Origin of the sequence: Brevibacillus dissolubilis (assembly GCF_006170445.1) — a bacterium.
Taxonomy (GTDB): Bacteria; Bacillota; Bacilli; order Brevibacillales; family Brevibacillaceae; genus Brevibacillus_B; species Brevibacillus_B dissolubilis.
This window is the reverse complement of the sequence record NZ_VCNA01000002.1, coordinates 357219-381406: the sequence shown is the minus strand read 5'-3', so window position 1 is coordinate 381406 and position 24188 is coordinate 357219. Positions and strand designations below refer to the sequence as shown.

Genomic DNA, 24188 nt, shown 5'->3' with positions numbered 1-24188 from the left:
GGGAGGAATTGAGTATGGAAGCGATTTTGTTTGTCGGACACGGGAGCCGCGAGCAGGCGGGCAATGAGCAGCTGGTGGCGTTTACCCAGCAGGTGGAGGAGATTTTGCGCGGGCAGTCGGATGTGCCGATCTATGAGACGTGCTTTTTGGAGCTGACGACGCCGACGATTGCGACAGGGATTCGCCGCTGTGTGGAGCGCGGAGCGACACGGGTAGCATTGGTACCGCTGATGCTGTTCTCTGCCGGACATGCCAAAATCCATATTCCGCATGAGATCGACGAGGCGAAAGAAAAGTACCCACATGTCACCTTCACGTACGGTCGTCCGTTTGGTGTGCATGAAAAAATGATGGAAATCGTGCAGGACCGTCTGAGCGCGGTGCAAGCTGAGGTTGCGGCAGCAAGTGCTGAGAATGCAACAGACATCGCCAAAGAAGAAACGGCGATCCTGCTTGTCGGGCGCGGCAGCAGTGACCCGGATGCCAACAGCGATATGTACAAAATCGGCCGCCTGCTCTGGGAATCCGCTGGTGTGGCTGAGGTGGAGCTGGCGTTCATGGGCGTGACCCGTCCGACACTGGAGGAAGGCTTGGAGCGCTCCTTGCGCGGCGGGATGAAAAAAGTGATCGTCATGCCGTATCTGCTCTTTACCGGTGTACTGATGAACCGCCTTCGGGATGCCATCGAGGCATTCCGTGAAAAGCATCCGGGAGTGGCCGTTGAGATGACCGAGTTCCTCGGCTTCCATGAGCAGCTGGCCCATCTGACGGCAGAACGGGCGATGGAAGCACTGGAAGGCAGAGCGGTTGGGAACTGTGACATGTGCGTGTTCCGCAAGATGGCGCCTGTGGATCATCACCATCATCATCACGACCATGACCACGATCACCACCATGATCACGACCATTCCCATGATCACAGTCACGAGCATACGCACAGTCATTCCTGTGATCACAGTCACGAACATAACCACAGTCATTCCCATGATCATAGCCACGAACATACGCACAGCCATTCCTGTGACCACAGTCACGATCATTCTCACGATCACAAAGACGGTCATGATCACCACCCAGCCAAAAAAACGGAGGTTTCCGTATGATCCTCTTTCTCGCCGGAACCAGCGATGCCCGCGAATTGGCTGTTTTGCTCCAAAACGAAGGCTATCCGCTGATCGCCACCGTCGTCACCGATTCCGCCGCGAAAAGCCTGCAGGATGAACAGATCCAAGTCCGCGTCGGGCGTTTGCCGCAGCCGGAGATGGTCGCCTTTGCCAAAGAACAGGGCGTGACCACCATCGTCGACGCTTCCCATCCGTTTGCCGAGGAAGCCTCTAAGAACGCGATGGCCGCAGCAGAGGAGCTGGGTGTCCCATATATCCGCTACGAGCGGGAGACCCGCAGCTACATCCATCACCCTAACGTCCAGATCGTTCCGGACTACCAGACCGCAGCACTCGCCGCCAAAGAACGCAAAGGCGTCGTCATGCTGACCACGGGCAGCAAAACACTCGGGATTTTTGCCAAGCATCTGATTGGGGACCCAGACATCAGGCTCGTCGCCCGCATGCTGCCGCGCAAGGACAACATGGAAAAATGCGAGGAGCTGGGTGTCGAGCAGAAAAACATCGTTGCCATGCAAGGCCCTTTTTCCAAGGAGATGAACGCAGCGCTGTATCAGCACTATGGGGTCACCACGATGATCACCAAGGAGAGCGGTCAGGTCGGTGCCGTCGACGAGAAGCTGGAGGCGGCGATGGAGCTGGGCATTTTCACGATCATGATCGACCGTCCGAAGCTTACGTATGGTGCGCTGTACAGTGATTTTGACGGTGTGTTGCAGGCGTTGGCTGCGAATAAACAAGCGCAGGCTGTCCGTTAAAAGACGTTGTGAGCGGATACGTCCAGGCCATGAATGAATGAATGAATCAATGTTTAGAACGCAAGGATCAACGAAGAGACTGAAAAGCTGAAACATCAAACGGCTGAAACATCAAAAGCATCTCCAAAAAGCGTTCATCAATTTTTAAATATTACTAAATAAATTTGATAAACATAAAAACATTATGTAAACACCAAAACCAAACATAAAAACTCATTTTCCCAAGGAGGCCACCCCCATGTCATCCATTTTCCACACCGAATTCCAACCGCTCACCATCCAACCGCAAGAGATCGAGGAAAAAAGCTTCGAGATCATCACCGAGGAGCTTGGCGAACACGCCTACACCCCTGAACAATACCGTGTCGCACAGCGTGTCATCCATGCGACCGCTGACTTCGAGTTTGGACACAGCATGATTTTTCACCCGGATGCAATCCAAGCAGGGATTCAAGCAATCCAACGCGGGGAGTCCATCGTAGCCGACGTACAGATGGTGCAGGTGGGGATCAGCAAGCCGCGCCTGGAGTCTTTTGGCGGTGATGTGAAGGTATACATCTCCGACGCAGATGTCATGGCAGAAGCGAAAAAAGAAAACACCACCCGCGCCATCATCTCCATCCGCAAGGCCGTGCGTGAAGTCCAAGGCGGCATCTACGCGATCGGGAACGCTCCGACCGCTCTGCTTGAGCTGATCCGCCTCGTCAAGGAAGGCATCGCCAAGCCATCACTGGTCATCGGTGTGCCGGTCGGATTCGTCAGCGCTGCTGAATCCAAGGAAGAGCTGGCGAAGCTCGACATCCCGTTCATCACCAACATCGGGCGTAAAGGCGGCAGCCCGGTAGCCGTAGCCTCCGTCAATGCGCTGTCCCTGATGGCCAAAGAACTGGCAGGCACTAAGTAAACATGAAGGAAGAAAAGAGCGCCGCGAACGCCCAGGCGCACGAGAACGAACAAGCGAGTGCAGACCGTCCTACCCAGCCGGATTATCCAAACAGTCCAGCGGGCCAATCATCAGTGAAGGCTTCAGCACCTGAAAATACAGACAAACCACTGCGTCACGGCTACACCACAGGCTCATGCGCCACAGCGGCAACCAAAGCGTCTCTGCTGGCGCTCTGCACCGGGGCACCCGTCAACGAGGTGGAGATCCTTTTGCCGATTGGTGAACGCGTCACCTTTCAGATCGTCCAACAGGAGCGCGGCGACGATTGGGTCGAATCCGGCATCATCAAAGACGGCGGGGACGACCCGGACGCTACGCACGGAGCCTTGATCCTGTCGCGTGTCGCATGGCAGGAGCAGCCGGGATTCGTGCTGGACGGCGGGATCGGTGTCGGTCGTGTCACTAAACCCGGTCTAGCCGTAGCAGTCGGCGAAGCGGCGATCAACCCTGTCCCGCGCAAGATGATTACCGAGGTGGTCGACGAAGTACTACGAGACCAAGAGATCGACTGTCTGGAGCCGAACCATGGCGTATCGGTCATCATCTCGGTCCCAGACGGAGAACAGATCGCCAAAAAGACGCTCAACGAACGGCTCGGCATCCTCGGAGGCATCTCCATCCTCGGCACGCGCGGTATCGTCGTTCCTTTTTCCACCGCAGCTTACAAAGCCTCTGTCGCCCAAGCGATCAAGGTGGCAAAAGCAGGTGGTTGCCAAGCACTCGCGCTCACCACTGGGGGACGCAGCGAGAAGAAGGCGATGGAGCTCTACCCGGACTGGCCGGAGGAAGCCTTTATCCAGATGGGCGATTTCGTCGGCTTCAGCGCGATGATCGGCAAAAAGCAGGGCTTTCACCGAATGACCGTCGTCGGCATGATGGGCAAGCTGTCGAAGGTAGCCCAAGGCGTCATGATGGTGCACTCCAAAAGCGCCCCGGTTGACTTCGGCTTCCTCGCCCGGGTCGCCGCAGAGTCTGGTGCGGACGAGGAGCTGCAGGAGCAGATTCGCACCGCCAATACCGCCTCTCATGCAGGAGATTTGATGATGGCGGCGGGATTGCATTCGTTTTTTGACAGACTCGCCATATATTGTGGAAAAGAGATATATAACCATGTGGGCAAAGACGTAGAGATCGAGACGATCCTTACGACTTTGCAGGGAGAGATACTAGGGAGGGCGGTATATGATGGCAACGAAGACACCGGTAACCGTGATCGGGATCGGGGATGACGGGCATCCGAGCCTGCATCCGCACGCGATCGAAGCAATACACGCCGCTGATGTTCTCGTAGGGGGAGAGCGGCATCTTGAATTTTTCCCAGAAGTATTCAGCGAGCGCTGGGTATTTAAGGGCGGATTATTATCCATCATCGAAAAAATCCGCAAAGCGGCAAAAGACGGCAAACAGGTCGCGGTGCTTGCTTCCGGTGACCCGATGTTTTTTGGCGTGGGTGGACTTCTTGCAAGCAAGCTGGGCAAAGAAACCGTGACGATCATCCCGCACTTTTCCAGCATCCAGCTGGCATTCGCCCGGATGAAGGAAAGCAGCAATGACGCCCACATCGACAGCGTACACGGCAGACCGATGCTGGGCTTGGCTCAGCGCATCGACGGCGAGGAAAAGGTAGCGCTTTTGACCGACAACGAAAATACGCCGTCCGTGATCGCCAAGTACCTGCTTTCTTATGGCATGGAGGAGTACGATGCCTTCGTCGCTGAGCGCTTGGACAGCAAAGAAGAGCGTTGCCGCTGGTTTCGCTTGGATGAACTGGCTCGGGAGACCGAGATCGACCCGCTCAATGTCGTGATCCTGCGCCGAAAGCAGGGAGTCGTTCCGCGCACGTGGACGGTCGGCATCCCTGACGAAGAGTTCATCCAGCGCAAGCCTGACAAGGGATTGATCACGAAAAAAGAGGTACGTGTCATCAGTTTAGCTGAATTGAACCTGCAAAAAGACAGCATCGTCTGGGACATCGGGACATGCACCGGCTCCATTGCTGTTGAAGCGGCGAAGCTGGCTCCGTATGGTCAGATTTATGCCGTAGAGAAGAATGAAGCCGACCTCGAAAATGCTCGTGCCAATGCATACAAGTTCCGCACCGATATCACCTTTGTCCATGCCAAAGCACCTGCTGGACTCGATTCATTCCCTGACCCGGATGCGGTCTTCATCGGCGGCAGCGGTGGTGAACTGCCAGAGCTGTTGGCCCAATGCGCCGGACGCCTGCGCGAAAATGGGCGGATCGTGCTCAATGCCGTCACGATTGAAAATCTGTACGAAGCGATGCAGGCCGCCAAATCACTTGGCCTCGACGTCTCCGTCACGATGGTATCCGTAGCGCGGAGCAAGCCGATTCTGCACCTGACCCGATTGGAAGGATTGAATCCGGTCTATATCATCACGATGAAAAAAGCAATGCCAGAAGCGGCGGAAGAGACAGCGCAGGACGCATAAACCGCCACCGCGACGAAAACCCGATGCAATAACCTCACCAGTAGATCAAAGCGAAGCAACAGCACCCAACCAAGGGAGGGAGTACCCCATATGACAACCATCGACCAAAGCACCATCACCCAAGCTCCAACAAGCGCGAACACAACAGGCTCCACACAGCCGTCCCATACATCCGCAAGCACCCAAGCCACCACAGTCGGCACCCTGTACGGCGTCGGCATCGGCCCTGGCGATCCTGAGCTGATCACGATCAAAGCCTTCCGCATGATGAAGGAAGCCGACGTGATCGCCTACCCAAGCAAACGCTCCGGCAGCAAAAGCTACGCCTATAGCATCGTTGAGCACTACACCCGCGGCCTGCAAAAAGAGATGCTCGGCCTGATCTTCCCAATGACCCGCGACATCAACGTCCTGCAGAAGCAATGGGGCAAAACCGTGGAGCAGGTCTACGCCAAGCTCGCCGAAGGCAAAAACGTCGTCTTCGTCACCGAGGGCGACCCGAATCTCTACAGCACCTTCATCCACATGGCCCGTGAAATGAACAGCAAACACCCTGACGTACCAATCGTGACCGTCCCAGGCATCTCGTCTGTACTCGGCGCTGCAGCCCGCATCGGCGTACCGCTCGCAGACGGTGATGAGCAGGTGGCGATCATCCCGGCGCTCGACGACCGCGAAGCGATGCGCCAAGCGTTGGTGTCCCACGATACCGTGATCTTTTTGAAGGTAGCCAAGGTGCTTGACCTGATCATCGACCTGCTCGACGAACTGGGTCTCACCCGCGCGGCATCTGTCGTGACCAAAGTAACCTCAGGCGAAGAAACCATCTGGCGCAACGTAGAAGAGCTGCGCGGTGAAGAGCTGGAATATCTCACCCTGATGGTCGTACGGAAAGGGGAATAGCACCATGTCTACATCCATCCAACTGGAAAAACAAGTCTATATTGTCGGCGCAGGCCCAGGCGACCCTGACCTGATCACGGTAAAAGGGTTCAACATCCTGACCAACGCAGACGTCGTCATGTACACCGACTCCCTCGTCAACGACGACCTGATCGCCAAAGCCCATCCTGACGCCGAAGTGATCAAGAGCGCTGGACTCTCCCTCGATGAAATGGTTGACATCATGATCGACCGCGTCCGCGCAGGCAAAAGCGTAGCACGTGTACATACCGGTGACCCGTCCGTCTATGGCGCGATCCTCGAACAGATGGTATTGCTGAAAAAAGCAGGCATCGCCTACACGATCGTCCCAGGAGTCAGCTCCGTGTTTGCCGCAGCCGCCGCTGTACAGGCCGAACTGACCGTCCCTGAACTGACCCAGACCCTGATCCTCACCCGCGCGGAAGGTCGTACCCCTGTGCCAGAGCTGGAAAAGCTCAAGGACCTCGCCAGCCACCACAGCACGATCGCCCTGTACCTCAGCGCGACCTTGACCAAAAAAGTGGTAAAAGAGCTGTACGATGCAGGCTGGACTGAAGATACGCCTGTCGCTGTCGTGCAACGCGCCTCTTGGCCGGATCAAAAAATCGTCCGCACTACACTCGCCAATCTCGACGCCGACATGGCCGCCAACGGAATCCGCAGCCATGCGATGATTCTCGCTGGCTGGGCGCTTGATCCGGGTCTTCACGACCACTCCGAGCATCGCTCCAAGCTGTATGATGCCAGCTTCACGCACCGCTTCCGCAAAGGAGTGTCACAGCCGTGAGCGAGGTAAGCCAAACGGGTACACAACCTGATCACGACACAACAGCCCCAGCGGCCCAATCTGTGGTCACCAACTCAGACAAGCGCCCCTACGCCATCGTCGCCATCACCAAGCACGGCGTGGAGAAAGCCCGCAAGCTGTATGAACAGCTCGACGGTTCCCATCTCTATTACATGGAAAAATTCGCAACAGGAGACGAAGCCGAGCGCGGCATCCGCCTGTTCAACGGCTCTGTCCGCCTGTTGTTTCCCGACTTTTTCAAACAGTATACAGGGTTGATCTCTTTCATCTCGCTCGGCGCTGTCGTCCGGATGATGGCTCCTGTCCTGCAGGATAAAAAGACAGACCCTGGTGTCGTCGTCGTCGATGACCGTGGAGAACATGCGATCAGCGTCTTGTCTGGTCATCTCGGCGGTGCCAATGAACTGACCCGCGAAATCGCCCGGCTGATCGGTGCCAAGCCTGTGATCACCACAGCTTCCGACGTACAGCAGACGATTCCGGTCGACCTGTTTGGCCGATCTTTCGGCTGGAGACTCGACAGCTTCGAGAAGGCAACGCCTGTCAGTGCCAGTGTCGTCAATGAAGAACCGATCGCGATCATTCAAGAAGCAGGGGAGCCCAACTGGTGGATGTACCCAGACAAGCCGATTCCATCCCATATCCGTGTGTATGATTCCTTGCAGGCTGCGTGGGAGGAGTCTTTTCACGCGGCTCTAATCATCACGCACCGTCTGCTCGAACCAAAAGAAGAGGCGCGCTTCCTCACCAACGGCATCGTCTATCGCCCACGCACCGTGGTCGTCGGTATCGGCTGCAACCGTGGGACGAGCGCAGAGGAGATCGAATCCGTCATCACCGAGACGCTGGCTACGCAGAAGCTTTCGATCAAGAGCGTCCGCCACCTCGCCACCATCGATCTGAAAAAAGACGAGGAGGGCCTTCTGGCTGTCTGTGAAAAATACGGCTGGGAGTTAGTTACTTACACCCCAGCCGAGCTGAACGAAATTCCGATTAGCGAACCGTCTGAGACGGTGTATAAATACACAGGCGCGTACGGTGTCAGTGAACCGGCAGCACTCCGGTCAGCTGGAGTGAACAAGCCGCTTTTGGATAAACAAAAAAGCGGCAACGTCACGATCTCCATCGCGATCTGGCAGCCGAAAGAGGAGGTGCTGGTATGACCCCAGCAAGCAACCGCCCGCGTCTCGTCCTCACAGGCACCAACAGCGGAGCAGGCAAAACCACCCTCACCATCGGCATCATGGCGGCCTTGAAAAAGCGCGGTCTGCAAGTCCAAGGCTTCAAGGTAGGCCCCGACTATATCGATCCGTCCTATCACACCGCCGCAACCGGGCGCATCTCCCGCAACCTCGACACATGGATGATGGAGCCGGACATGATGCGTGAGATTTTTTGGCGCGGAAGTGAGGACGCTGATCTGAGCGTTATCGAAGGTGTCATGGGCTTCTACGATGGCAAGGACCCGCTGAGCAACCGCGGCAGTACGGCCGAGATCAGCCTTTGCCTTGATGCACCCGTGATCCTCGTCGTTGATGTCAAAGCGATGGCCCGCAGTGCAGCCGCCATCGTCAAAGGCTTCCAAACGCTTGAGCCATCCGTCAAGATCGCCGGAGTCATCGCTAACCGTTGCGGCAGTGCCGGGCATTATCAGCTGGTCAAAGCCGCCGTGGAGCAGATGTGCGGTGTGCCGGTGATCGGCTACCTTTTGCATGATAAAAACCTGAGCGTCCCTGAGCGTCACCTCGGCCTGATCCCTGCGATTGAGCGCGGTGAGATGCAGCCGTGGTTTGACCAGCTCGCAGAGAAGGTGGAGGCGGGAATCGATCTCGATCTGCTCATGGAGATCGCGCGTGGCAGCTCGGCAGTGGAGGAGCCGGAAGCGAAATTATTTGCTCCTGTTGCTGCTTGGAGTGGTGACGCGGGTGACGCGGTTGGTGCTACGGCAGTTGACACAGCATCTGCTGGCCAAACGCATGCTGGCCAAGAACATGCTGTTCAAACCCATGCGGCTCACACGCCGTCCATCGCTTACACTCCAGACCCTGTCCACATCGCCGTCGCCCGTGACGCCGCTTTCAACTTCTACTACCAGGAAAACCTCGAACTGCTGCAAGCCTACGGCGCGACCCTGCATTTTTTCAGTCCGCTTGCAGGTGAACTCCCGCCGGCAGAGGCAGACGCTCTCTACATCGGCGGCGGCTTCCCGGAAGAGTTCGCAGCCACTCTCGCCATGCACGCAGACATGCGCCAAGAGCTGAAGCGGCGCATCCAATCAGGTCTGCCTACCTTTGCCGAATGCGGCGGCTTCATGTTCCTGACCGAAGCGATTCATGACCGTGCAGGCAACCGTTACGAAATGGTGGGACTCATCCCGAATGAAGTGCGCATGCAGGATCGACTGGCCGCCCTCGGCTACCGCGAAGCAACCGCTCAGACCGATTCACTCCTGTTGAACAAAGGTGAAACCGCACGCGGCCATGAGTTCCACTACTCAACCCTTGTGAACGAACAGTCAGATAACCACGCCTATGAAGTCACAGGCTTGCGCGGCACTAAGCTGGAAGGCTATGCCACAGGCAACGTGCTGGCAGGCTACACCCATCTGCATTTTGCTTCCCATCCACAGATGGTGGCGCGTTGGCTTGATCAATGCCGCGAATATCGCAACAGGAGGGTACAGGCATGAGCATGGAAAAAGAACAGCAGAGCATGGCTTCAGCCGCATCGGTATCATCCGCACCAACTGGCGCGTCCACACCAGCTGAACCAGACCGTACCAACCGCCGCGGGCTTTTCCTCATGTACACTGGCGACGGCAAAGGCAAAACCACCGCAGCCCTCGGCGTCAGCCTGCGAGCTGTCGGACGGGGCATGAAGGTCAAAATCCTGCAATTCATCAAATCCCCACAGCGCACCTACGGCGAAGCGCTTGCCCTGCAAAAACTGGGCGTCGAGATCAGCCAGCTCGGCATCGGATTCACTTGGACGAAAACCCCGGAGGAACACCGGGAGGCCCTGCAAAAAGCCTGGGCGATCACAAAAGAAGCCCTCAACAACCCAGAGCTGGATCTGCTCGTGCTCGATGAGTTGAACAACGCACTGGCGATCACCACTTTTCCGATCGATGACGTGCTTCCGATTACCGAAGTAGCCGAAGCGATCCGCAACCGGCCGCCGCACATGCATCTGGTTGTGACTGGGCGTAGTGCATCGCCGAAGCTGATCGAGATTGCCGACTTGGTCTCCACGATCGCCGCGACCAAACATTATTACGATGAAGGAATTCCTGCCGTGAAGGGCTTGGAGTTTTAAATAAGGCTATGCAACAAAGCCGTTCTACCAAAAAAAGGAGGGAGCGCAGATGACTCCATCGTCACAAGCCCGCGCCCTGATGATCCAAGGCACCGCCTCCGATGTAGGCAAAAGCCTGATCTGTACCGCCCTGTGCCGGATGTTTGCCAATAAAGGCGTCCGCGTCGCCCCGTTCAAATCGCAAAATATGGCGCTCAACTCCTACGTCACTCAGGATGGCGGCGAGATCGGCCGCGCCCAAGGCGTCCAAGCCGAAGCATGCCGTGTCGTGGCGACGACGGATATGAACCCGATATTGCTCAAGCCCAAGCAAGACATGGTAGCCGAGATCATCGTCCACGGACGCCGCCATGCCGACCTCGATGCCAAGGAATACCGTGAAACCTATGTCAAGGAAGCGCTTCCGATCGCCCACGAAGCACTTTTGCGCCTGCAAAACGAATACGACCTGCTTATCCTTGAAGGGGCGGGAAGCCCAGCCGAAGTCAACCTGCGCGACCGAGATATTGCCAACATGCGGATGGCCCATTTGGCTGATGCATCCGTCATCCTCGTGGCGGACATCGAGCGCGGTGGGGTGTTTGCCTCCATTATCGGTACGCTTGAGCTGCTGCCCGAAGACGAGCGCCAGCGTATCAAAGGCTTTATCATCAACAAATTCCGTGGACGCCGCGACCTGCTCGATGACGGTGTCCAATGGCTGGAGGAGCGCACAGGCATCCCGGTGCTCGCGGTGCTGCCTTATATGAACGTCGACATCGAAGCAGAGGACTCACTCGCACTCTCCGCGCTCCGGCTCAAACGCCCGCGCCAAGGCGAGTTTGCCATCGACATCGCCGTGATCCGCCTGCCTCGTATCTCCAATTTTACCGACTTTGATCCACTGTTCGACGAGCCGGACGCTGGTGTGCGCTATGTCAGCAACGCGCGCGAGCTGGGCCAGCCCGACCTGATCATCATTCCTGGTACGAAAAACACGGTGGAGGATTACCTCTGGCTGCAACAGACCGGTCTTGACCAAGCGATCCTTTGTCACCATGAAAAAGGCAAACGCGTCATCGGAATCTGCGGCGGCTACCAAATGCTCGGAACCCATCTCTATGACCCGCATGCGGTAGAGGGGACAGGGGGAGAGTATGCCGGACTCGGATTGTTGCCGGTCGAAACCGTGTTCAATCCTACCAAACGAACCGTGCAGATCGCGGGGCGTCTCTATCAACCGTCCTTTCTGACACCAGCCGATCAGGATTTTGAAGCACCAACACCAACAGAGTCGACCCTCACCGGCTACGAAATCCACCTCGGCGTCAGCACCCTTGACCGCACACAGGCCAAGCCTTTTGTTCTGCTCGAAGACGGTCGGGAAGACGGCGCCATCTCCGCAGATGGCCGTGTGCTCGGCACGTACCTGCACGGCATCTTCCACAACCGCCACCTGACACGTCAGCTGACCAATCAAATCCGTGTCGAAAAAGGACTCCAGCCGCTCTCAGACGAGGTAGTCCCCGAGTCTGTCCGCCGTGAGGAAGCTTACAATATGCTGGCCCGCCATGTCGAAGAGCATCTTGATATGGACAAGCTCTATCAAATCCTTGGCATGCCGACAGCAAGCGCTGTGATCAACCGCTAGATCGTAAAATGGCTCGAGTCAACATTCAGGCAAAACCCAGGCCAAACAAGAACAATAGTAAAAAGCACGATCGAATAAGAATGCTCCATCTAAGAAGCAACCTGTTTTCCAAAAAATTTATCACTATGAAAAAGGAGGGTTCGGTCATGCGAAAACTCACAATGACCTCGTTCACTCTGATCACAGCACTCACCCTCTACATCACACTCACCACACCAGAGACCGCACACGCCATGCATATTATGGAAGGATTTTTGCCATTAGGCTGGGCGCTGTTCTGGTGGGCGATGTTTGTACCGTTCTTCATCTGGGGCATCCGTTCCCTGCAAAAAATCGTCCGTGATAATCCCGAGCTGAAGCTCTTGCTCGGACTCGCGGGGGCCTTTGCCTTTGTCCTGTCCGCGCTGAAGCTCCCGTCTGTGACAGGCAGCAGCTCACATCCGACAGGAACAGGGCTTGGGGCTATCCTGTTTGGCCCGCAGGCGATGACAGTGCTTGGTACCATCGTACTTGTTTTCCAAGCGTTGCTGCTCGCGCACGGCGGGCTTACGACACTGGGAGCCAATGCCTTTTCGATGGCGGTCGTCGGGCCGTTCGTGGGTTACGGCGTATATCGCTGGACGATGCGCTTCGGCGGGAAACAGCGCGTAGCCGTTTTTCTTGCGGCTATGCTTGCCAACCTGACCACCTATCTCGTCACCTCACTCCAGCTGGCGCTTGCTTTCCCGGCAGAGCAGGGGGGGATGCTTGCATCGCTGGGCAAATTCGCTGGTATTTTTGCCATTACACAGATTCCGCTGGCGATCAGCGAAGGACTGCTTACCGTGCTGGTCTGGAACCTGATTCACACGTACAATGCCGCTGAACTCAAGCAGCTCCAACTGTTCAAACGGGAGGGAACCCAATGACACGCGCATCTAAATGGATCAACATCTGTCTTTTGCTCGCCGTTGTCGTGATTACGGTTCTGCCGTTGATTCTGGTCAAGGATTCCGAATTTGGCGGATCAGACGGTACCGCACAGGAAGCGATCGGCGAACTCGCACCGGGCTATCAGGCATGGTTTGAGCCATTGCTTGAGCCGCCGGGCGGGGAGACGGAGAGCCTGCTGTTTGCTGTCCAAGCCGCCATCGGTGCGGGGGTGATCGGGTATGCGATTGGTTTTTACAAAGGCCGCTCGCATAAAGAAGCCCAGCAGCAAGATCAACTGCATCAGCCACACCCACAAGCCAACAGGAGCATCGAATGACCTTTCCGCTTGAATCGATTTCACACAACAACGGACTGCGTGATGTGACGGCCGGACACAAAATCACCTTTGCGCTGCTGACCTTATTGGCCGTGCTGGTCAGCGGTCCGTTGGTGCAGGTCACCGCACTCGTCTGGGTGAGCTATTGGATCGTCGGGGGGGCCCGTGTGCCTACTCTCTTTTATCTAAAAATGCTGCTGCTGCCGATGCTGTTCGTACTCGTCAGCCTGCCAGCCCTGCTGCTGGAGTGGGGGAGCGGGACAGAACCCGTAACCGCCGTGCAATCAGCAGTTTCGATGGAAGCCGATACAAGTCACATCTTCGCCAGTCTCACCATCAGTAGTTCAACTACGCTATACATCAGCTACGATGGCTTGCAAAACGCACTTCATCTCATCACTCGTTCGATTGCTGCCGTATCCTGTATGCTGTTTTTACTCGTAACCGTACCGCTGACCGAGCTTCTGTATACGCTGCGGATGCTTCGGCTTCCGGCTATTTTTACCGAACTGATCCTGCTTACGTACCGTTTTATCTTCGTCCTGTGGGGATGCGCACACGAGCTGTGGGTAGCCCAAGCCTCACGGGGAGGCCATCAGCATCTTCGCCACCGCATCCGCGACGTCGGAATGCTTGGAGCACAGCTTTTTACCCGCTCGATGCAACGATACCGTGGATTATCCATCGCCCTGACAGCGAGAGGCTACACAGGCGAACTGCGCGTGGTGACCTCAAGCGAGCATACATCATCCCGCCGCTTTCTTTATCTGGCGTGCAGCGGTACCGTCGTGCTGCTTCTCATACAGTGGTGGATTGGAGGTTAGACCAACATGACAACAACACAGAATCTACTAGAACTGATCGACATCACCTATACATACCCGCTCACCGACCGGCCGGCGCTCGACCAGCTCACCCTCCGCATCCCCGAAGGCAAGAAAACCGTCCTGCTCGGGCAAAACGGCTCTGGGAAATCCACGTTTTTTCTGCATTCCAACGGGATTCACCGTCCGGACAGAGGAGAGGTGCGCTGGAAGGGAGAGCCGCTTCGCTATGACCGCCGATCACTCATGGAGCTGCGCCGCTTAGTCGGTCTGGTGTTTCAAGACCCGGAACAGCAGCTGGTCGCAAGCACGGTGGAGGCGGACATTTCGTACGGTCTGTGCAATCTCGGTCTGTCTGATGCCGAAGTCAGAGAGCGCGTCTGTCAGGCACTGGAGCGATTTGACCTGACCGCCATCGCGCGCAACCCGGTGCACCACTTAAGCCTCGGGCAAAAGAAGCAGGTGGCGCTCGCAGGAGTCATGGTGCTTGCTCCCAAGCTGCTGATCCTCGACGAGCCGACCGCCTATCTCGACCAGCACCACACGAACCTGCTGTTACGCCAATGTGAACAGATTCACGAGAGCGGAACCACCATCCTGATGGCGACCCATGACCTCAATCTTGCCTATGCCTGGGCGGACTGGGTGCTGGTGATGCATCAGGGCAAGCTGTTGCTCGAAGGGGAGCCGCACGAAGTGTTCGCCCAGCGTGAGGTGCTAGAGGAGATACATCTTGGTGTGCCGCTGTTGTATGAGGTGTGGGAGACGTTGCAAGAGGCTGGTACAGTGGGGGCATCAACAACAGGAGCACCAACTATGGAAACGTCGGGGGCAGCTTCGGCATCATTTTCCAGATGTATACCAGCCAAAGCCCCCAGAACCATCGAAGAATTCCGCCGCCTTTTTCACTCATAATCATCTAATCAAAAGGAGGATCCCGCACCATGTCTATTCTGCAATCACTCCAAACCCGCCGCGCTGTCCGTAACTACGATGGCCGTGAAGTAGAGGAAGCCAAGATCCATCAGCTGCTTGAAGCTGCCACCCTCGCGCCCAATGACCGACTGCGCGAGCCGTGGCATTTTTACGTCATCCGAGGTGAAGCCAAGCAACGCTATTACGACATGGCGCTCGCCTATCTCAACGAACGTTTTCCGACCAAGCCGCATCTGGTCAAGGAATCGATCGCTGTCCTGGACAACACCCCATTGATCATCGTTGCAACGGCAGATGTCATCTCAGGCGATGAGGCTTCCTCTGAGGATAACGAATACGCCGTCTGCTGTGCGATTCACTCCATGTGGCTGGCTGCACAGGAGCTTGACCTTGGCTTCGTCTGGCGTACCCGTGGCGTCGGGCTGGTGCGTGACGAGCGCCTGCATCAGTTCATCGGCGCTCCAGAAAACCGCAAAGTGGTAGGTACCATCTTCATCGGTTACCCAGCCGAAGGTAAGACTCCTGCGACGAAGCGCACAGCTTTTACCGAAAAATCTACTTGGTTGTAAGTAGGCCACACCCATAGACAGACGGGCTTACGATCAACTCGCAAGCCCGTCTGTTCTTTACACACCGAAGAAAGAATTTTACAATGAGATAGACTAATACACTGACAGGAGCTGTGACGTTGGACAAACTAGCCCTTATCCAAAGAATCGAATCTCTCTCTGACCGTGATACCAAAGTACTCGAGCGGATCGTCGAGACCTTGGAGAATATGAAGACGAACAAATATCCGTTTCTGGGCAACTTCCTCAACCTCAGCATCGAGCCGAGTGACGATCCCAAATCCGTATTTATCTGCTCGATGCCGATCACGCGTGAGCTGCTCAATCCGTACCGCATCGTGTATGGCGGCATCACGGCGACCTTGGCAGACATGGCGATGGCTTGGATGCTGGAGCTGCATCTGGCTGATTCCGAGCGGGACAAGTTCATCACCCTCGATATGCATATCAACTACCATCACGCAGGTACCGGCAAGCAGCTGATTGCCACGACCCGCGTGCTGAACCGGGCCAGAGACGTCTTGCAGATGAGCTGTGAGATTCACAATGATCGAGGCGACCTGGTGGCGACGTCGACAGGGACGTTCATGCAGCTGCGCCGGGAATAGCAGGGGAATGTTACTACCAAAAAAGAGCCGAAAAATGATCCTGCCGCAGCTTGGCAGGTCATCTTCGGCTCTTCTTTTTCTATTAGCTCAACCGTCAACCGTCTAGTTCGACGGAATCAAGCGCTTCGCACCATAAAACGGATAGAGCTTGTGCATATTCACTACTTTTTCATAACGGACTTCGGTGCCATTGGCGTGAATCATGATCCCATCGCCCATGTAGATCGCAACGTGGGAAACCTTGCCCTTGTTAAGCGCATCATAGAAAAGCAGATCGCCCGGTACGAGCTCCTCCATCGGTATTTCTTGGCCGACACGGAACTGTTCATCAGAGGTACGTGGGAGGGTAACCCCCAGCTGCAAGAACACATAGCTGGTAAAACCGCTGCAGTCAAAACCTGCTGTCGTGGTGCCGCCGTAGATATATGGGATACCAAGCAGAGGCTTTGTCAGTTCATTGAGCTTTTCCAGAAGCTCGGTATTGCCGTCCGCGCCAGTGTAGCCATCTGTAGGAAGCGAGACTACGCTGTCAAGATACATGGTAGCGACATAGGCTTCGCCGCTGTTATAAGAGATTTTGGTCCATTCACTGCCGCCTTCGAGTACCTTGACCAGCATCCCGGCTGAAAGCTTGCCCACGATTGGAGCCGATACAGAAGGGGATTGGCGGGCGTTGAGCACATTGGCGGACACGCGGGCCTGTTTGCCTGCTTCGATTACTGTGGACGGAGTAACGACAGGTGTAGCCGGAGCGGATGGAGCAGAGCCGTTGGAAGTGCCTGTGCCAACCGATGATGAGGCTGCATCAGTAGAAGAGGAAGAAGACCCGGAAGATGTCTGCGATGCAGAAGAAGACTGCTTAGCAGGAGCAGAAGCTGCCGTGCTTCCTGTCGTCTTGTTTTTGCTTGCAGCGGACACATGGGCAGGTGCCGGAACCAATTGAATCGGCCCGCTGGATTTGGCCGTCACTTGCTGGGAGGGAACCAAGACATGTTGGCCATAAGTTACGGTGGCAGTTTTTGCTTGGTTTGAGGCAGGGGCAGCCGGGGAAGATGTTTGTACAGAAGAACCAGCCGGAGCCGTCGGGGTAGCTGCCGCTGTTCCACCGATCTGCAGGGTCTGTCCCACTTGGATGGTTTCATTCTCCAATTGATTCTGTTGGACAATGACTTGTACCGAAACATTATGTATTTTAGCAATCTTATATAAAGTGTCTCCAGGAGCCACCACGTATGTAGATGCGAAAGCCTGCCCAGGGAAGAGCAAGGCGGCGAAAGCCAGTGCGGTCGTCATGCACTTTTTCACCATCATCACCAGCCAATCTGTCAGTTCTAGTATTCTATCATTTTACTTGATAAATCCCCACGATTCTACGAAAAATCCCGTTTTTTTCCTAGGCAGAAAGGCTTGTTTTCATCTCTATCAAAAGACATATGTGCAGTGAAAATAATAGAAACACTGTTAATGATTTGCATGTAGATATAGGTTTTATGAGCATTTTGGTCTACCCTGTTTTTTTCGGGAACTTGTTGCGCTTACCATCCTGTTCCATTATTTGGCAAAGGAGAACATCATGGATCAACAACTAGAACTCATTCATCAACGTAACCGGCTGCTTATCAAACTCCTTTGGTTTTCGCTTGTTATTGGTCTTGTTTCTTACATCATATCTCAATCGGGTATGCAGATTATCTTGTCTCTGCTGATCGTAGGGAGCTTGATTTGCCTATGTGTTCACGCTTTGATCTGGCGAAAAGTGATGGTTGCCCAGATCAAGTATGTAGTGGTAGCAGCGCTGGGGATTCTGACTGCCCTGATGATGGCACTGGAGCAACCATGCCTACCTATCTGATGGTCTATTACAGCCTGGCGATCTCGACGCTTTATCACGATCAAAAACCGATTATCATGTCCGGGACTATCGCACTAGTCCTGACCAATACTTTCTTTTTCACTCATCATGACACGATGTTCATCGGATTGGATCATCTCAAGCTGTTGACGATCAACTCGTTTCTTTTTCTGGTGACAGGTGTTCTGGTGATGCAGAGCAGAATCGGTCACGGGATGCTCCGCAATGTGGTGAATTATGCCAAGGAATCCCAGCAGGCTAAGGAAAAAATGGACGGTATTTTTGCAGAGGTACAACAATCGGCGACCTTGCTCAATCAGGTGAGCGGTCATCTGCGGGAAAACGCGGTTATCACTGGAAAGATATCGAATGAAGTAACGACGGCCTTCAATGAGATCGCACACGGCATCGAATCCCAGACGATCAGTGTCAACGGCATGAATGATTCCATGCACGGGATCAATCAAAGCATCCAATCTGTAGCAAGCGCGTCTGACTCGATGCGCGAGCTGTCCCAGTCTACTGCACAGATCACCAACGAGGGGAACCGCGAGATGAGCAGCTTGTCCGACTCGATGGGAGAAGTGAGCCAGATCATCGGCAAATCTGTTGGCGCTCAATGCGGCGATTGAGGCAGCCCGTGCAGGCGAACAGGGTAGAGGCTTTGCTGTCGTAGCAGATGAGGTGCGTAAGCTGGCAGAAGACTCGCAACAGTCCACGCGGGAAATCGCTGCGATCTTGGAGAGCATCAAGTCGAAGTCCGAGCAGGTGGCCGAACAGGTGAATGCAGGTCAAACTGCTGTTGAATCGAGCGGCATGGCGACGAAGCGGGTGGAGACGATTTTTGAACGGATCTCTGTTAATACCGAGCAGGTCGTACAACAGGCCAATGCTGTGGAGGATCTGGTACGCAGTCTGGAACAGTTCTCAACCACGATACTGCGTGAAGTGGAATCGGTCTTTGGGATTACGGAAGAGACATCCGCTGCGACGGAAGAGATGCTTGCCAATGCGGAAGAGCAGAACCAACGCGTGCAGAGTATGGTGGAGAGTGTGCGGGAGTTGGAGCGTATTTCGCATACGTTGGGTCAGATTGTGATGGAAGAACAATAATTAACAACCTAACTAATCAGGCAGACTTGGCAGAACCCTTCATGAAAGTGATTGTAGAAAACAAGGTAGGCTCGCTGGCTTGACAATGAAGTAGTGTGGACGGCGGATGAAGAGAGTGAGAGTATCATGTGGCTTTGCGAAGATGAGTTTGAGGCTTTTTGGGATCGTATGAAGACTGCACCGATGAAGGAGCAAAGGGGTTAATTGTGAAGAGGTTTCAACGTAAATTTTTCGCATAATATAAACAAGCCTAGAGACAGTGTTTGGAAAATGATTAGGTAGATTAAATTCCATCCATTGTGAAATGTCAAAATATCCATATAGTACAGAAAGATGTCCCCTACAACTATTATGATAATCGGTACTATGCACCAATAAGTTTTTTTAAATACACTAACAAAGAGTGTAAAAATGGAAGCCATAAAAGCATCGTAAACAAACGCGCCATAAAGTGCACTTGACCGATAGATGTTATCGTACCAGTCCACATTATAAAAAACCTTCCCCAACACTGTAAGTATGCTTGTTGGTATTTTAATAAAAAACCATGCAATCATCCAAAATGTGATGACACGATGGAGTTTGTGACCATTTCTATAAAATCTCGAATACCACTTTTTCATAACCAGCATAAACAGAAAAACCCCGATACCTGTCATATAGGTTTTCCACCAATTTTGTTCGTAGGCATCGATTTTAAGAAAAAATTCTTCAATCAACATAAAAGAAACAGATACAAAGCAAAGCCAAGGGTTTGAAATCTGAAAGAACATAACCAAAATAGCTGTTGAACCCCATAATGCTGTATTAGCAATCATATGACCAATAATATTTTCAGCAAAAGGGTCTTGAAAAAGCCCCGGTTTATAGGCATAAGCATCCAGAATGAAAAGAATAACTCCTTCAATCATCCATGACACCGCTGTAGTAAAAGAAAAAAATGAAATAATATCAGGTATATTTTTCTTTTTGTAAACCGTATAGATTAACATAATAGAGCCAATGATAACCAATCCGTAGTACCAGTATATTTTCGGCATGTGTTCCCATCCTTTACATTTTTAGTATCAATTAATTTTGGAATTAGAATGCCCCTTAACAATTTAACCAAAATTTATTAGTTTATTTCTGTTACAATCAAAATGTAAAGTTGTTATTACACAAACCTGCCCGAGAGTTGAATAACCATTATCCTAAAAACGACCGTTTTTCACATTAGGTAGACTTCATTTTCAAACGCATTTTCGGTACAGAGGAGAACAAGGACATCCTGCTTTCCCTGCTCAATGCCATTCTACAGCCGCATCCAGACCAGCTGCTCACCGAGATCATTCTGCTTGACCCCCACATTCATCCCGATTAGGCAAAAACCCCTCCTGACTCACGAACACGGTCCCATCAGCAAACGCCTCCAGGAATTGAGCATGCACCCGTTGAAATGCCTCGCCCGTGTACCATTCTTCTGCCCCCAGCTGCTGGTACAGCTTATCAATCCCGAGCCGCTGTGTCCGCTTGCCGCCAGACCCGTCTCCCATCTGATAGGTATCCAGTACGACCCGATCGACCACACCACGCAGTTTTTGGGCAAAAGAACCGGAGCAAGGAAGCAGCGGAGAGACGGCCGCCTGTACGTCCAGACCTGCGTTACGGCATGCAGCGAGTGCTTTGATCCGGGCCGCGAGCGGTGGGGCGGCTGGAGTGAACTGACGGCGCATCTCTTCCAAATCGGTCTCCACGGTGATGCTGACCCGGACCCGCTCACGCAACCGAACCAACAGATCAAGGTCACGCACGACCAATGGCGAACGCGTCTGCACGAACAAAAACGCCGGCGGCTCTTCCACCAGTACTTCAAGCAGGCCCCTTGTCACCTGTTCCCGATACTCCACTGGTTGATACGGGTCTGTTGCCGAGCTCATAAAAATCGTGACAGGCCCTTTTTTCTTCGCACTGCGCAATTCCTTTCGCAGTTTTTCCGCTGCTTGCTGCTTCACATCCACCCAGGTTCCCCACTCTGCTTTGCGAAACAGGGAGACGGGCATCTGGCGTACATAACAGAATGAGCAGGCAAAAGAACAACCGACATACGGATTGAGCGTATGGGTGTAGCCTGTCAAAAATCCTCCGGTCGGTGTCAGCACCTTAGATGGAACCTTATGTGTGATGTCCATAACGAAACATGGCCTCCTTGCAGATCGAATCTAATGAACGACGGCACAACAGCCTGTATCGCATCGTTCTTTTATGTATAATGAAGCATATAGCATGTTCCATGATCAGGCAGGTGAATCCTTTTGGACAACATCCATGTAACCGTAGTAGGCGGGTCGCGGTTGAAGAACTATTTGCATTTTCGCCGTGATCCGATAGATTTTCTGATTCAGGTACGTGACCTGGCAGATGCGGTCAAATTATATGATACGGAAAAAAGACCGCCATTTGTCATTAACTCTCCAGAACTGATCCGGGAAATCCTTGTCTCCAAAGATAGCTATTTTCGCAAGGGGCGGTCAAGCCGGATTTTGGGAATGACCTTAGACAACGGTCTGTTGACCAGTGAAGGAGCTGTGCACGAAGAGCAACGCCGGATGATGATGCCGGGGTTTCACAAGCAGCAGATTGCAGGCTATGCGGAACATGTCGTGGAGTACAGCAGACGGCTCGTCGATACCTTCTCAGATGGGGCCAACCGCTCGATGACGGATGATATGATGAACCTGACGCTTGGGATTATTAACAAGACCATGTTTAACACTGATACTGCTGATGCCACCCATGAGCTGGCCAAGGCTGTCGAGGTCTGCATCGAGTTCAGTGCCAACCGTCTGTTATCGCCGGTGAGTATTCCGCATTTTCTCCCGACCCGATGGAACCGCAAGCACAAGGAAGCTGTCCAGCTGCTCGATCAGGCGATCTATCGGATCATCCAAAAGGCACGCGACGAGTATATTCCAGAGCAAAACCATCTGCTCGCCATGCTGATCGAGGCGATCGATGGGGAAACCGGACGTCCGCTCTCCGACCAAGCCATCCGCAATCAAGTACTGACGATCATGATCGCAGGTCACGAGACGACTGCCAATGCGCTTAGTTGGGCATGGTATTTACTCGCCAAGCATCCAGAGGTTGAGCAGAAGTTTTGGCAGGAGCTCGACGACGTACTGGGAGACCGTGATCCCGAGTTTGATGATTTTCAGAAGCTGACCTATACCCAGCAGATTGTGCAGGAATCCCTTCGCCTCTATCCGGCGGCATGGGTCATCCTGCGGGAAGCGAATCAAGATGTGGAGATGTGCGGATATCATTTTCCCATCCATTCGTCGATGATCATCTGTCCATTTGCCATTCACCGTAATCCCGCTTATTTTTCTGATCCCGATTCGTTCATTCCCGAACGCTTCGCCGGGGAAGAGATCAAAAACATCCCACGCTTCGCCTTCTTCCCGTTTGGCGGCGGGTCCCGCTCTTGTATCGGCAGCCATTTTGCCATGATGGAGGCGGTGCTGATCTTAGCGACCATTGGAAAAAGGTATCAGCTCCAACTGTTGCCGGATCAACCTCCCGTCGAACCAGAACCGCTCGTTTCCCTGCGAATCCGCAACGGTCTCACCATGAGAGTCAGCAGACGTACATAATGAAAGCCACCCACAACATCTCGGAGGAATCCGTCCGGTGTTGTGGGTATTTTTTATGAAAGCGCCAACATAATAATAGCCATAAATATATTTTTCTACCAATGTCATTTTATTACAAATTATCTATTGACACGTTTGTTATTCATAATATAATAGTTAAAAAGTATAGATTTACCACTTTTAATATTATTTAGATTGTTAATTTTTGTTTAAAAAAGATAAAGATTAGATGAAGAAAAAAGCCTGATTTCACAGCCAAACGGGGAGAGATTGAGATGGACAAGGAGAAGATTTACCAACAATTAAAGGAAAACATTTTTGAAGTGGTTCCGTACATGGAAAGCGAGCCATTCACCCAGGAGGATTGCCTGATCGACATGGGAGTCAACTCGATTGACGCGATGGAGGTCGTGGTGATGACAATGAAACAGCTGAATGTCCGCCTGCCGTTGGTTGATCTGATCCAAATCAGTACGATTGCGGGAATCGTAGATGTGCTGCACGACAAGGTGAACGAGAGAATTCGGAATGTTTCGTAAAAGGGCGCTGAAATGCGCTCTTTTTGCTTGCCCAAAACCATACCAAACAGGATTTTCTTTCCTTTTTCATGATAGGATATAAGTAGTAGAAACGATGAACCCAGAATTTCAAAACAATGAGGTGGAGTGTGTGCCTATTAATCAGTTGGCAGCTTATCTGAAGCAAGCGAACCATACCGTTGTGTTCACAGGAGCAGGGATGTCGACGGAGAGTGGAATTCCTGATTTTCGCTCAGCCAAAGGCATCTGGAAGGAGAAAGACCCGATGCAGCTTGCGAGCACGTATGCGTTGATGCGGAATCGGGATGAGTTTTTTGCGTTTTATCAGAAAAGAATCAAGGGACTGATCTCGTGCCAGCCGCATAGAGGGCATAAGCTGTTAGCGGAGTGGGAGCGGGACGGGCTGATTCACTCGATCATTACGCAAAATGTGGACGGCTTTCACCAGCGGGCAGGCAGTCAGCATGTGATCGAGCTTCATGGTACGATTGCCCGGTTGCATTGTATTGACTGCGGACAAGCGTATGATCTGACCAAATATATAGAAGAAAACGGTTCGGTATGTACCTGTGGCGGGTTTATCCGGCCCAATGTAGTGCTGTTTGGGGAGTCGTTGCCGCATGACGCGGTGGATCAGGCTGAGCTGGAGTCATCACAGGCTGATCTGTTTATCGTGCTGGGCTCATCTCTGCAGGTGTCGCCTGCGAACTATTTTCCGATCGAAGCCAAACGCAACGGGGCCAAGCTCGTGATCGTCAACATGGAGCCGACCGATTATGACGAATACGCCGATCTGGTGATTCATGACCGCAAAATCGGTGAGGTGCTGGCAGAGGTAAATCAGCTGTTGATATGAGTGGTTATTGTGAGCGGATTGTCAACGGCTATATATAGAAGAAAAGAG

At 53.5% G+C, this 24188-nt stretch carries 26 protein-coding genes and 1 pseudogene; 24 read left to right on the top strand and 3 right to left on the bottom strand.

Annotated features, from left to right (window positions below):
* Positions 1-14 precede the first annotated feature (14 nt).
* The 17 genes from FGI41_RS03790 (at position 15) to FGI41_RS03710 (ending at position 16145) form a co-directional block, all read left to right on the top strand.
* Positions 15-1103 carry a sirohydrochlorin chelatase gene (locus FGI41_RS03790; protein ID WP_139488619.1) on the top strand — a complete coding sequence of 363 codons (1089 nt, stop codon included), beginning with the start codon at positions 15-17 and terminating at the stop codon, positions 1101-1103.
* A complete protein-coding gene (gene cobK, locus FGI41_RS03785) occupies positions 1100-1882 on the top strand; it encodes a precorrin-6A reductase (protein WP_139488618.1) in 783 nt (260 codons plus the stop codon). The genes FGI41_RS03790 and cobK overlap by 4 nt, the downstream gene beginning before the upstream one ends.
* Positions 1883-2120: 238 nt before the next feature.
* A complete protein-coding gene (locus FGI41_RS03780; protein ID WP_139488617.1) occupies positions 2121-2786 on the top strand; it encodes a precorrin-8X methylmutase in 666 nt (221 codons plus the stop codon).
* 2 nt (positions 2787-2788) lie between these two features.
* Positions 2789-4057 (top strand): cobalt-precorrin-5B (C(1))-methyltransferase, encoded by a 1269-nt coding sequence (locus tag FGI41_RS03775; protein ID WP_139488616.1) that lies wholly within the window; start codon positions 2789-2791, stop codon positions 4055-4057.
* On the top strand, positions 4014-5282 hold the full coding sequence (gene cbiE / locus FGI41_RS03770; RefSeq protein ID WP_139489039.1) for a precorrin-6y C5,15-methyltransferase (decarboxylating) subunit CbiE: 1269 nt from the start codon (positions 4014-4016) through the stop codon (positions 5280-5282). Before FGI41_RS03775 ends, cbiE begins: the two co-directional genes overlap by 44 nt.
* Before the next feature lie 90 nt (positions 5283-5372).
* Positions 5373-6185 carry a precorrin-2 C(20)-methyltransferase gene (cobI, locus tag FGI41_RS03765; protein ID WP_139488615.1) on the top strand — a complete coding sequence of 271 codons (813 nt, stop codon included), beginning with the start codon at positions 5373-5375 and terminating at the stop codon, positions 6183-6185.
* Positions 6186-6189: 4 nt separating this feature from the next.
* Positions 6190-6993 carry a precorrin-4 C(11)-methyltransferase gene (gene cobM / locus FGI41_RS03760; protein WP_139488614.1) on the top strand — a complete coding sequence of 268 codons (804 nt, stop codon included), beginning with the start codon at positions 6190-6192 and terminating at the stop codon, positions 6991-6993.
* Positions 6994-7055: 62 nt separating this feature from the next.
* Complete coding sequence (locus tag FGI41_RS03755) at positions 7056-8177, top strand: cobalt-precorrin 5A hydrolase (RefSeq protein WP_255298345.1); 1122 nt, start codon at positions 7056-7058, stop codon at positions 8175-8177.
* Entirely contained in the window at positions 8174-9703 is a 1530-nt protein-coding gene (locus FGI41_RS03750) for a cobyrinic acid a,c-diamide synthase CobB (RefSeq protein WP_139488612.1), read from the top strand. Before FGI41_RS03755 ends, FGI41_RS03750 begins: the two co-directional genes overlap by 4 nt.
* The gene (locus tag FGI41_RS03745; protein ID WP_255298311.1) at positions 9700-10329 is read left to right on the top strand and encodes a cob(I)yrinic acid a,c-diamide adenosyltransferase; all 630 of its coding nucleotides are present in this window, start codon (positions 9700-9702) and stop codon (positions 10327-10329) included. The genes FGI41_RS03750 and FGI41_RS03745 overlap by 4 nt, the downstream gene beginning before the upstream one ends.
* 49 nt (positions 10330-10378) lie before the next feature.
* Positions 10379-11959, top strand: coding sequence for a cobyric acid synthase (locus FGI41_RS03740; RefSeq protein WP_139488611.1), 1581 nt, complete (start codon positions 10379-10381; stop codon positions 11957-11959).
* Between the two features lie 146 nt (positions 11960-12105).
* Complete coding sequence (locus tag FGI41_RS03735) at positions 12106-12867, top strand: energy-coupling factor ABC transporter permease (protein WP_139488610.1); 762 nt, start codon at positions 12106-12108, stop codon at positions 12865-12867.
* A complete protein-coding gene (locus tag FGI41_RS03730) occupies positions 12864-13208 on the top strand; it encodes an energy-coupling factor ABC transporter substrate-binding protein (RefSeq protein WP_139488609.1) in 345 nt (114 codons plus the stop codon). The genes FGI41_RS03735 and FGI41_RS03730 overlap by 4 nt, the downstream gene beginning before the upstream one ends.
* A complete protein-coding gene (gene cbiQ, locus FGI41_RS03725; RefSeq protein WP_139488608.1) occupies positions 13205-14032 on the top strand; it encodes a cobalt ECF transporter T component CbiQ in 828 nt (275 codons plus the stop codon). The genes FGI41_RS03730 and cbiQ overlap by 4 nt, the downstream gene beginning before the upstream one ends.
* Positions 14033-14038: 6 nt before the next feature.
* The gene (locus FGI41_RS03720; protein ID WP_139488607.1) at positions 14039-14947 is read left to right on the top strand and encodes an energy-coupling factor ABC transporter ATP-binding protein; all 909 of its coding nucleotides are present in this window, start codon (positions 14039-14041) and stop codon (positions 14945-14947) included.
* A gap of 29 nt (positions 14948-14976) precedes the next feature.
* Positions 14977-15537: a nitroreductase family protein gene (locus FGI41_RS03715; RefSeq protein WP_139488606.1), complete on the top strand. Its 561-nt coding sequence runs from the start codon at positions 14977-14979 to the stop codon at positions 15535-15537.
* 113 nt (positions 15538-15650) lie between these two features.
* Positions 15651-16145, top strand: a complete 495-nt coding sequence (locus FGI41_RS03710) for a PaaI family thioesterase (RefSeq protein ID WP_255298310.1) — start codon at positions 15651-15653, stop codon at positions 16143-16145.
* 102 nt (positions 16146-16247) lie between these two features.
* On the opposite strand, the gene FGI41_RS03705 is transcribed toward FGI41_RS03710, so the two are convergent.
* Positions 16248-17438 carry a C40 family peptidase gene (locus FGI41_RS03705; protein WP_176560110.1) on the bottom strand — a complete coding sequence of 397 codons (1191 nt, stop codon included), beginning with the start codon at positions 17436-17438 and terminating at the stop codon, positions 16248-16250.
* A 280-nt stretch (positions 17439-17718) separates the two neighbouring features.
* Between FGI41_RS03705 and FGI41_RS03700 the strand changes: the two genes are divergently transcribed.
* The 3 genes and pseudogenes from FGI41_RS03700 to FGI41_RS03690 all read left to right on the top strand — a co-directional run.
* Positions 17719-17997: a hypothetical protein gene (locus tag FGI41_RS03700; protein ID WP_139488603.1), complete on the top strand. Its 279-nt coding sequence runs from the start codon at positions 17719-17721 to the stop codon at positions 17995-17997.
* Positions 17982-18629: a methyl-accepting chemotaxis protein gene (locus FGI41_RS03695; RefSeq protein ID WP_139488602.1), complete on the top strand. Its 648-nt coding sequence runs from the start codon at positions 17982-17984 to the stop codon at positions 18627-18629. The genes FGI41_RS03700 and FGI41_RS03695 overlap by 16 nt, the downstream gene beginning before the upstream one ends.
* A pseudogene (locus FGI41_RS03690) lies at positions 18601-19110 on the top strand (methyl-accepting chemotaxis protein); the annotation flags it as partial. The gene FGI41_RS03695 and the pseudogene FGI41_RS03690, both read left to right, overlap by 29 nt.
* A 200-nt stretch (positions 19111-19310) precedes the next feature.
* On the opposite strand, the gene FGI41_RS03685 reads toward FGI41_RS03690, so the two are convergent.
* The gene (locus tag FGI41_RS03685; protein ID WP_139488600.1) at positions 19311-20150 is read right to left on the bottom strand and encodes a hypothetical protein; all 840 of its coding nucleotides are present in this window, start codon (positions 20148-20150) and stop codon (positions 19311-19313) included.
* A 188-nt stretch (positions 20151-20338) separates the two neighbouring features.
* Here FGI41_RS03685 and FGI41_RS25680 point away from each other — a divergent pair, with 188 nt between their 5' ends.
* On the top strand, positions 20339-20473 hold the full coding sequence (locus FGI41_RS25680) for a PD-(D/E)XK nuclease family transposase (protein WP_139489037.1): 135 nt from the start codon (positions 20339-20341) through the stop codon (positions 20471-20473).
* Here the strand turns inward: FGI41_RS25680 and FGI41_RS03675 are convergent.
* Positions 20439-21281 (bottom strand): SPL family radical SAM protein, encoded by an 843-nt coding sequence (locus FGI41_RS03675; RefSeq protein WP_139488599.1) that lies wholly within the window; start codon positions 21279-21281, stop codon positions 20439-20441. The genes FGI41_RS25680 and FGI41_RS03675 overlap by 35 nt on opposite strands.
* A gap of 123 nt (positions 21282-21404) precedes the next feature.
* Here FGI41_RS03675 and FGI41_RS03670 point away from each other — a divergent pair, with 123 nt between their 5' ends.
* From FGI41_RS03670 to FGI41_RS03660, 3 genes are all read left to right on the top strand, one after another.
* Complete coding sequence (locus tag FGI41_RS03670) at positions 21405-22745, top strand: cytochrome P450 (protein WP_176560109.1); 1341 nt, start codon at positions 21405-21407, stop codon at positions 22743-22745.
* A 275-nt stretch (positions 22746-23020) separates the two neighbouring features.
* The gene (locus FGI41_RS03665) at positions 23021-23284 is read left to right on the top strand and encodes a phosphopantetheine-binding protein (RefSeq protein WP_139488597.1); all 264 of its coding nucleotides are present in this window, start codon (positions 23021-23023) and stop codon (positions 23282-23284) included.
* 136 nt (positions 23285-23420) lie between these two features.
* Complete coding sequence (locus FGI41_RS03660) at positions 23421-24140, top strand: NAD-dependent protein deacylase (protein ID WP_139489036.1); 720 nt, start codon at positions 23421-23423, stop codon at positions 24138-24140.
* The last annotated feature ends 48 nt before the right edge of the window (positions 24141-24188 follow it).

What these genes read in the sequence shown, in the direction of transcription:
- cobK (WP_139488618.1), top strand. Translation starts at nt 1,100, where the DNA reads ATGATCCTCTTTCTCGCCGGAACCAGCGATGCCCGCGAATTGGCTGTT.
- cobM (WP_139488614.1), top strand. Translation starts at nt 6,190, where the DNA reads ATGTCTACATCCATCCAACTGGAAAAACAAGTCTATATTGTCGGCGCA.
- FGI41_RS03695 (WP_139488602.1), top strand. Translation starts at nt 17,982, where the DNA reads ATGCCTACCTATCTGATGGTCTATTACAGCCTGGCGATCTCGACGCTT.
- FGI41_RS03705 (WP_176560110.1), bottom strand. Translation starts at nt 17,438, where the DNA reads ATGACGACCGCACTGGCTTTCGCCGCCTTGCTCTTCCCTGGGCAGGCT.
- FGI41_RS03775 (WP_139488616.1), top strand. Translation starts at nt 2,789, where the DNA reads ATGAAGGAAGAAAAGAGCGCCGCGAACGCCCAGGCGCACGAGAACGAA.
- FGI41_RS03730 (WP_139488609.1), top strand. Translation starts at nt 12,864, where the DNA reads ATGACACGCGCATCTAAATGGATCAACATCTGTCTTTTGCTCGCCGTT.
- FGI41_RS03735 (WP_139488610.1), top strand. Translation starts at nt 12,106, where the DNA reads ATGCGAAAACTCACAATGACCTCGTTCACTCTGATCACAGCACTCACC.
- cbiE (WP_139489039.1), top strand. Translation starts at nt 4,014, where the DNA reads ATGGCAACGAAGACACCGGTAACCGTGATCGGGATCGGGGATGACGGG.
- FGI41_RS03685 (WP_139488600.1), bottom strand. Translation starts at nt 20,150, where the DNA reads ATGCCGAAAATATACTGGTACTACGGATTGGTTATCATTGGCTCTATT.
- FGI41_RS03745 (WP_255298311.1), top strand. Translation starts at nt 9,700, where the DNA reads ATGAGCATGGAAAAAGAACAGCAGAGCATGGCTTCAGCCGCATCGGTA.
- FGI41_RS03740 (WP_139488611.1), top strand. Translation starts at nt 10,379, where the DNA reads ATGACTCCATCGTCACAAGCCCGCGCCCTGATGATCCAAGGCACCGCC.
- FGI41_RS03790 (WP_139488619.1), top strand. Translation starts at nt 15, where the DNA reads ATGGAAGCGATTTTGTTTGTCGGACACGGGAGCCGCGAGCAGGCGGGC.
- FGI41_RS03715 (WP_139488606.1), top strand. Translation starts at nt 14,977, where the DNA reads ATGTCTATTCTGCAATCACTCCAAACCCGCCGCGCTGTCCGTAACTAC.
- cbiQ (WP_139488608.1), top strand. Translation starts at nt 13,205, where the DNA reads ATGACCTTTCCGCTTGAATCGATTTCACACAACAACGGACTGCGTGAT.
- FGI41_RS03780 (WP_139488617.1), top strand. Translation starts at nt 2,121, where the DNA reads ATGTCATCCATTTTCCACACCGAATTCCAACCGCTCACCATCCAACCG.
- FGI41_RS03700 (WP_139488603.1), top strand. Translation starts at nt 17,719, where the DNA reads ATGGATCAACAACTAGAACTCATTCATCAACGTAACCGGCTGCTTATC.
- FGI41_RS03720 (WP_139488607.1), top strand. Translation starts at nt 14,039, where the DNA reads ATGACAACAACACAGAATCTACTAGAACTGATCGACATCACCTATACA.
- FGI41_RS03675 (WP_139488599.1), bottom strand. Translation starts at nt 21,281, where the DNA reads ATGGACATCACACATAAGGTTCCATCTAAGGTGCTGACACCGACCGGA.
- FGI41_RS03750 (WP_139488612.1), top strand. Translation starts at nt 8,174, where the DNA reads ATGACCCCAGCAAGCAACCGCCCGCGTCTCGTCCTCACAGGCACCAAC.
- FGI41_RS03665 (WP_139488597.1), top strand. Translation starts at nt 23,021, where the DNA reads ATGGACAAGGAGAAGATTTACCAACAATTAAAGGAAAACATTTTTGAA.
- cobI (WP_139488615.1), top strand. Translation starts at nt 5,373, where the DNA reads ATGACAACCATCGACCAAAGCACCATCACCCAAGCTCCAACAAGCGCG.